The sequence below is a fragment of the Shewanella sp. genome (genome assembly GCF_013214165.1).
Classification (GTDB): domain Bacteria; phylum Pseudomonadota; class Gammaproteobacteria; order Enterobacterales; family Shewanellaceae; genus Shewanella.
Genome location: NZ_JABSSM010000029.1, coordinates 54,684 through 60,683 on the forward strand (window position 1 = coordinate 54,684; position 6,000 = coordinate 60,683).

2 protein-coding genes are annotated in these 6,000 nt (G+C 43.0%); both read left to right on the forward strand.

All coding sequences use genetic code 11. The features are described 5' to 3' along the window. The first annotated feature begins 2 nt into the window (after positions 1–2). The gene (locus tag HRU42_RS10615; RefSeq protein ID WP_295030964.1) at positions 3–2,225 is read left to right on the forward strand and encodes a S46 family peptidase; all 2,223 of its coding nucleotides are present in this window, start codon (positions 3–5) and stop codon (positions 2,223–2,225) included. 426 nt (positions 2,226–2,651) lie between these two features. Continuing rightward, positions 2,652–5,666, forward strand: coding sequence for a TonB-dependent receptor (locus tag HRU42_RS10620; RefSeq protein WP_295030965.1), 3,015 nt, complete (start codon positions 2,652–2,654; stop codon positions 5,664–5,666). The last annotated feature ends 334 nt before the right edge of the window (positions 5,667–6,000 follow it).

Below are 6,000 nucleotides of genomic sequence, written 5' to 3' on the forward strand. Positions count from 1 at the left end.
CTATGCGCAATGCATTGATCTCAGCATTTGTGCTGTCATCTGGAGTCGCATTAATCTCTCTCGAGACCCATGCAGATGAGGGACAATGGCAGCCTTATCAAATGCCATCGATTGCAGACAAACTTAGCGAAAGAGGAATCGACATACCGGCAAAACAGTTAGCCGACCTCACTCAATATCCAATGAATGCGGTTGTCGGACTCGGCTATTGTACAGCCAGTTTCGTCTCCCCCCAAGGGTTAGTTGTCACAAACCATCACTGCGCCTATAGAGCCATACAATACAACAGTAAAAAAGAGCACAATTATATTGCCGATGGTTTCCTGGCAACAAGTAAAATCGATGAGCCGAGCGCGGGTCCTAACGAAAGATTATATATTACCGAAGCTGTGACCGATGTCTCCGAGCAAGTAACCCAAGACTTGAGCCAAGATCCTCTGGTGCGTTATGAAGAGATCCAAGCAAATAGAAAGTCTTTGATAAAAAGCTGTGAGAGTGATGACAACTATCGCTGCTCGGTCAGAAGCTTCCATAACGGCCTCGAATATTACCTTATCAAGCAGCTGATTATCCGTGATGTGCGTCTGGTATATGCACCACCTAAGAGTGTCGGTGCCTTCGGTGGTGATATCGACAACTATGAATATCCACGCCACGCAGGAGATTTCACCTTCTTGCGCGCCTATGTAGGCACAGATGGACAGCCTGCGGCATATGCCGAAGACAATGTGCCGTTCGAGCCTAAGAGTTATCTGAAGATAAATGCCGACGGTGTAAAGGCTGGCGATGGCGTATTTGTCGCCGGGTACCCAGGTTCGACCAGCCGCTATCGTTTAACCAGCGAACTTAAATTTGCCAGTGACTGGCTCTACCCCACCTTAGCGTCTCGATATCAACTGCGTATCGACACCATAGAAGCCATGGGAGACGAGAGTAGTGAAATTGAAATCAAATATGCCGGTACCTTGGCCTCTATGGCCAACCGCATGAAAAAATATAACGGCCTACTCGATGGTTTTAAGGCCACCGACATAGCAGGCATCAAGCAGAGCCGTGAAGATGACTTCAAGCAATGGCTGGCAACCGATAAGACCTACCAGACTTATCAAACCCAGTTCACCCAACTCGAGCGCCTACTCAGCAAGAAGCGTATCGATAGCCAGACACGATACTATTATGAAAATGCCCAGTCTAGTACGCTTCTGGCTGCGGCCAACAAGCTATATAGGCTGTCGAAAGAGAAGACTAAGCCCGATGCGGAGCGTGAAGAAGGTTATCAAGAACGAGACATGAAGATGTTCAAGGCTCGTCTCAAACGCATCGATGCCAGCTTCGATACTTCAGTAGATAAAGCCCTATGGCTACAGGATTTACACGCTTACAAGGCTCAAGACAACCGAGTGGCCGCTCTGGACGCTATGCTTATCGATAACCAAGCGTCCACCTCTCTATCTGAAAAACTAGATGGCCTTTACTCGCTTACCTCACTGACAAATCAAGATAAACGACTAGCCTGGATGGACGCCGAGGCCGACGCGTTCGAGACCAGTGCCGATCCCTTTATTCGTCTTGCGGTAGCACTGTATGATACCAATATGGCCCAGGAAAAAGACCAAAAGACCTTAGCCGGTCAGCTATCTAAGGCTCGCCCCGGTTACATGAAAGCCATCATTGCCTATTACCAAGCCAACGACTGGCCAGTCTATCCCGATGCGAATGGCACACTGAGAATCACCTATGGCATGGTCGACGGATATCAGTCGAAAGATGCCTTATATAAACAGCCTTTCACTCGCCTAGAAGGCATAACAGCCAAGCATACTGGCGTAGCGCCCTTCAACGCGCCACAGAAAGTCCTAGATGCCATTAAAGAGCAGAGATATGGCAGCCACAAGGTCGCCTCGGTCATAAAAGATCCCAGCACCTGGTTGTGTCGACTGTTTTCTTGCTTAGATAAACCCGCAGCGTTTAACTCGGTACCGGTAAACTTCCTCTCCAGTGTCGACACCACAGGCGGAAACTCTGGTTCACCCGTGTTTAACGGCAAGGGAGAATTAGTTGGCCTAAACTTCGATTCCACCTATGAAGCGATAACCAAGGACTGGTTCTTCAACCCCACCATCACCCGCGCCATACATGTAGATTTCCGCTATATCCTCTGGATGATGGATGAAGTGGACCATGCGGATAACTTGATAGCCGAGTTAGATTTAGTCAGGAACTAGATAACAAAAGGTCCTAGAATCTAGGACCTTTTGCTACATTCCCCTTTCAAACTGCCTCCCTCTTAGTAAAAAATTACTATTCATACACACCCTCAGCGTATACATACCTTTACAATCGCGTGAAAAAACCAGGGCAGAGTAATACACTGCAGCCAAAATAAAACACGCTACTTAAAACTAAGAACCTGCCAAAACAAAAAACCAACCACCACAAATAACACAGACACCAAAACAAAAAAACAACCAACAAAAACAATGCGTAAAGTAAGGCTTACGAAAAAACAATTGTGCTGCTACATATTTATAAATATTTCTATTTGTAATATTGAATAATTTGTTGCGGATATGTAATATTGAGCATGCAACGATTAACAACACTAACATTGCAACCACAAAAAAATAAGAGTGTAAAATCAAGGACTGAAGATGAATATGAGAATGAATTTTAAACGATCATTGCTAGCGGCGTCGATTTCGGCACTGTTGGCAATAAGTACACCTGTATTAGCAAACAGCGCTACTGGCTCAATATATGGTAAAGCGAGTGTAGGGGAGCAGATCACCTACCGTAATACTCAAACTGGGGTTAGCCGTACAATCACGATTGGTAATAATGGGCGCTTTAACATTCAAAGTATTCAGCCTGGTACTTACGAAGTCACTGACTCTAGTGGAAATCAAAGGGAAGTGAGAGTAAACCTAGGTACTGGTACGCTTGTTTCCTTCAACGATATTGAAGTACTTTCGGTAACTGGCTCACGTATTACTTCAATTGATACCTCAACAGCTGCATCTTCGTATGTATTTACGGCTGAAGAAGTAGATAAACTCCCATTGGGCCGTGATGCTGTTTCTATTGCATTATTAGCACCAGGTGCAATACAAGGGGGCGGAGCTTTTGACCTTAACCTTCCATCATTTGGTGGTGCTTCTATTGCTGAAAATGGTTATTACATCGACGGTATGGATGTGACCAACTTACGTACTATGCTCGAGTTTGCAACGCTACCTCAAGATGCTATTGCCCAAACTGAAGTAAAAAGTGGTGGTTACGGCGCAGAATATGGTCGTTCATTAGGTGGTATAATCAATACCATCACCCGTTCTGGTTCAAATAATTTTGAATTTGGTGGCTCAGTTTATTACACTCCTGAATATCTACGCGGTTCTGCAAAAAACACTACCGAATATGTAAATAAAGACGATGATATTAGCATTTATAAAGCTGAAGACACATACGATTCGTTACAGTATAACGCATTTGCTAGTGGTGCAATTATCGAAGATGAACTGTTCTTTTTTGTTAATGTCGAAGGGCAGAAGAAACAGCGCAATAACTATTCTAAAAACTCCAGTTACGAATATGGGATTACTAACCCAAACTACCTAGCAAAAATAAACTGGTTTATTACCGATGACCATTCCGTTCGATTCACCCATATAAACAATGAAACAACTAGGGATTACAAAAACTACGATAATCCGGATGATCCTAATAGTCCTGATCCTGACAACCCAGATGCTCTACCATATACAGGAGCTCATGGTAATCTAACTTCTGAATACAGCTATACAACAGGTGGCACGGTTAATATCTTTGCATATACCGGTTACTTAACAGATAACATCACCTTAAATGCAATGTACGGTGAATTAGAGTCTTTATATGCCAAAGTACCTAACTTACCAGGTGACGATTGTGCTTACGCATGGGATACAACCGGCGGTGTTGGTTATGGTGGAAGAACTGCTATAGGCTGCTGGAATGCACCTGTTCAATCGACAGTAATTGATCAAGTTGATGATAAAGATGAAAGAACCAGCATAAAATTGGATATTGACTGGGCTGTTGGTGATCACTTAATTCGTTTTGGCTACAATAGTGAGCAATATGATTCAACATCTCCTGGTGAGAAGTATTCAGGTGATAACTACTACCGTTATGTTACTGCTGATACAGATGAAAATGGCTGTAAAATAAATGGGGTAGACCTTGCATGTGGCACTGAAACATTACGTCATAGAACATCATTTACACAAACAGCAACCTTTAAGACTGAAAATACAGCCTATTATCTAGAAGACAACTGGCAGTTCTCAGATGACTTATTGTTATACGCTGGTGTTCGTGCTGAGCAATTCTCCAACTATGCTGGTAATGGAGAAGTATTTGTTGAGTCTGATACTCTAATTGCTCCTCGCTTTGGTTTTTCATGGGATGTTAACGGTGACTCATCAGCAAAACTGTTCGCAACTCTAGGCCGAAATTATATTCCGGTAGCATCAAATACCAACATTCGTGCTACTCGTGAAGAGCTATTTACTGAGAATTGGTATACGGTTCCTGATGGATGGAATGCGGATGGCTCGCCAGTCTCTCAAGGTCCTGAAATTGGAACTGGTGTCTATGATAATCAGATACCTAAACCTGAACGTATTGCAGATGTCAACCTTGAGCCTATGCACCAAGATGAGTTAATCATCGGTTATCAGCAGTTTATTAGCGATGATTGGACTATTGGAGCGAAAGTTACAGGTAAAATGATCCAAAGTGGTATGGATGATTTCTGTGCTAATGATGGATTCACTCGTTGGGCTGCCGATAATGGTTATGATAATTTTGATCCAAAATCACTTGCTGGTTGCATATTGATCAATCCAGGTAAAGATATTACGATTGCGATGGATCTGAACAATGATGGCAATTTAACAAACACAACTACGCCTAATTCTTACCATAACCTACCTGAATATGACCGTAAGTATACTGGTTTAGAGTTAACGCTAGATAAGCAATTCAGTGATAGCTGGAAGATAAACATGTCGTACGTGTTATCAAAAACTTGGGGAAATGCTGAAGGGTATGTCAACTCATCTTTAGCTCAAGAAGATGCAGGTGCAACGCAAGACTTTGACCACGCTAACTTCATGCACGGTGCTGATGGTAATCTACCAACAGATAGAAGACACCAGTTTAAAGTTTATGGACTATATGAAATCACTGATGAGCTATTTGTTTCAGCTAATGCATCGCTAGTTTCAGGTATACCATTAAGCTGTCAAGGTTTTGTAAGTCTTGATGGTATGGAACAAGGCGATGGTTCAACAGCTTACGATGCACCAAACTTTAAGCGTTATGGTGCTTCTAGCTTCTATTGTAAAAATGAAGCTGGTGAGCAAACGTTAACTTCGCGAGGTTCTGAAGGCCGCACTGATTGGTTGTTTAATCTAGACCTTGGTCTATCTTACTCACCTGCATTTGCTGAAGGCTTAACCTTAAAAGCTTCAGTGTTTAATGTATTGAACACACAAGATGCTACCGTTCTTGATCAACAAAAAGATCAAGATCAAGGCAGTGACGCTACTAACCCGGGCTACTTAAAGCCTACCGCTTATCAAACTCCACGTTACGTTCAATTATCTGCACATTACAAATTCTAATTAAATTTGTACTTAGAAACGGCCACTTTGAGTGGCCGTTTTTTTAGCCTAAATTTAATGTAATTAAGAAAACTGTCTGCATTGAAGGAAGATATACAATTAATGGCCTTATGATTCAATATCTAGGTCCTATTTTTTGGTATTTAGCCCCGAGATTCTCTCCCGGCTAAAGCCAGTCCTACACCCTAGCCTCCGCTTTTCTGCAGGCGGTGTTTTTCAAGGTAGTTGGCACTCTTTACTTAATTTTACGCTACATTTCTTACATCCGTTTCAGGCTCTTTATCTGGATTCAACATTACTGGGCCCACGGGCTCACAGTTCCTGATGCCGTTAG